Genomic DNA, 2,338 nt, shown 5'->3' with positions numbered 1-2,338 from the left:
ACTTTTAGTCGAAAGTATAACCCCTGCACTTTAGTACAGGCGTCGTTAAAACCATTGTAATATATTATCCACAGGGTAATATGAACCCTGTAATTAAATAAAGCCCTGGAATTGATTATATTAATTATATTATAAATATATTATAAATTAGTATTATAAATTATATTATACTTCTGGAATAATCCTGGTAAAAAGCTTTTCCCCAGTGTTTCAAATCATCTTTTAATAAAAACATACCCCCCTGCCTCATATGGTTTCCTTTACTAATATAATCTATTATGGCTTTCTGTAGTGAAGTTTCTGCCTTCAGAAATTCTATATTGTCATGTTTGCCGCCAAATACCCTTTCGAAAGTCTGGAAATCATCTGCCAATATGGGGTATAAATAAAATTCTCTTTGAAATTTCACGATATTTGAGGATGGAGGTAATATTTCCTTAAGTTGAGGGTCTAGCAGCCATGATGTACACATATAACCGTCAAAAGGCAACTCAGGAAAATATCCGGTGAAAAAATCTACCGACATTTTGAAAGATTCACCGCAAGCCTCATGTGAAAGCTTACTTTCTGCCGGAATATGTACTTCCAGTATCTTGCTTCCTTTAGCAAGGACCTCTTTCCATTCTCTGGTACTTAACTTAATGAAATCAGCTTTTGCAAAGCCCAGAGGTAAAATGGGATTTCCTTGTATAAACTCCTCATCAATTACAAGTTTCGAGGTCCAACCACCTTCCTTATCATAAATACCATTGGTCCCATCTACTTGTCCATCAGACCTGTATCTTACACCTTCCTGTGAAACTGCAATTACTTCACCAGTTGTAATGTTCCGGAAAGCTATTAAATTTCCGTCAAATTCTTTATGCATAAATTGCAGCCTGCCCAACCTAAATATTCTCCCGGAAAAGTGGTTATAAAGCCACCTGAATTGTGCAAGCCCCCAAGTTTGGTGTTTATTAAAGTAATCTCTCATCCAGATATCAATATCACTTAAAGTATCCACAATGATATTTTGAGGAATATTTCTTTTCCGGTAGAACTCCATAAGTCTTGTAAGCCCCGATAAAAGCAGTACTGCAGGAAACATTCCTGCTAACGTTCCCATTGATTCTCTCAAGGAAGGAGGAAGGAATATCTCTTTTTCAACTTTTCTCTCTTCCGTTTTTTTGTCAATAGAAATCTCTTTTCCAAAAAAAAGATAATGATTAAACCATAACAACCTGCATAGAGTTTTATTATTTTTAATAATATTGTATGATTTAATAAAAGCTTTGATAGCCTCTTTCGGTAAATTTAATATGCTATTTGCCTGGATAATAAAATTATCCTGAAGAAAATCTAAATCAGGGCCAGGGAAAGATGATTGGGCTTTTTCCCATATATCATGAAATACTTCAGGTATATTGTCCTTAAGTATATTATCCATACTTGAATACACCTCCAAAACATATTTGAAATATAATATCATAATATCACAGGTGCCGCTCTAAGCCAATATTCATAATCATATCGGCTACAATTCTCAGTATATCCGGTATTTTTGGACAAGATCCGAATAATTTCTGTTTAATAACCGATACGTAGGATTAGATATATTTTTTTATAATAATCTTTCATCCTGGCAATGGGGACTAGGTACTTTTGTAACTTTATTGATAATTCAATAAGAAAGGTGAATTTTTTATTTAATGACTGGACATGCTTTGATAAAAAGCTTATCAGGGGTCTTATAGTTTTAAATTGAGTCATATATATAAGTGAATACCAGAAGTTTATCATAATATCATTGTCATTAACTCCCCAATAAGCTTTATACTGTTCCTTTATCGGAGCATACATGATTTTCTCTAGTTCATTTCTGTCTATTACATTAAGTTTAATTGCTTTTTCAACTATATCAGTCCCTGGGAAAAAATTCAGTGCATGAAGTTGTAATTCAAAAGGAGGATGCAGCTTCATACACAGCTCAAAAGATTTTATAATATCCTCTTCTGTCTCAAAGGGGTGCCTGAGTATAAAATCATAAATAACCCGCGGCACCCTGCAATCAGATAATATTTTACTTGCATTTATTATATCCTCTTGCAATTCATACCTTCCGAATATTTCTTTCCTTATACGGGGCGAACCGCTTTGAATTCCCATTACTGCTTTATATAGACCTGCATCTACAAGTTTTTTTATTAAATCGTAACTGATTTTAAGAGGGTGGATCCATATCTCAAACGGCAAATTAATTTCTCTTTTGTACCTTTCTGTAAATTCTTCTACCCACTCCTTATTATCGGGAAAAATTTCATCCCAAAACCGTATGACCTTTAAATTTATTATATTATTC

General features: G+C 33.5%; 2 protein-coding genes. Both read right to left on the bottom strand.

Annotation, left to right across the window (positions count from 1 at the left end; genetic code table 11):
- Positions 1–160 precede the first annotated feature (160 nt).
- Positions 161–1,426 carry a DUF5596 domain-containing protein gene (locus HPY74_20795; protein NSW93045.1) on the bottom strand — a complete coding sequence of 422 codons (1,266 nt, stop codon included), beginning with the start codon at positions 1,424–1,426 and terminating at the stop codon, positions 161–163.
- Positions 1,427–1,566: 140 nt separating this feature from the next.
- The coding region (locus tag HPY74_20790; GenBank protein ID NSW93044.1) for a radical SAM protein at positions 1,567–2,338 on the bottom strand (772 nt) is incomplete at its 5' end.

The sequence above is a fragment of the Bacillota bacterium genome, from assembly GCA_013314855.1.
Lineage (GTDB): Bacteria > Bacillota > Clostridia > Acetivibrionales > DUMC01 > Ch48.
The sequence above is the reverse complement of the archived record's forward strand: the minus strand, read 5'-3'. Positions and strand labels throughout refer to the sequence as shown.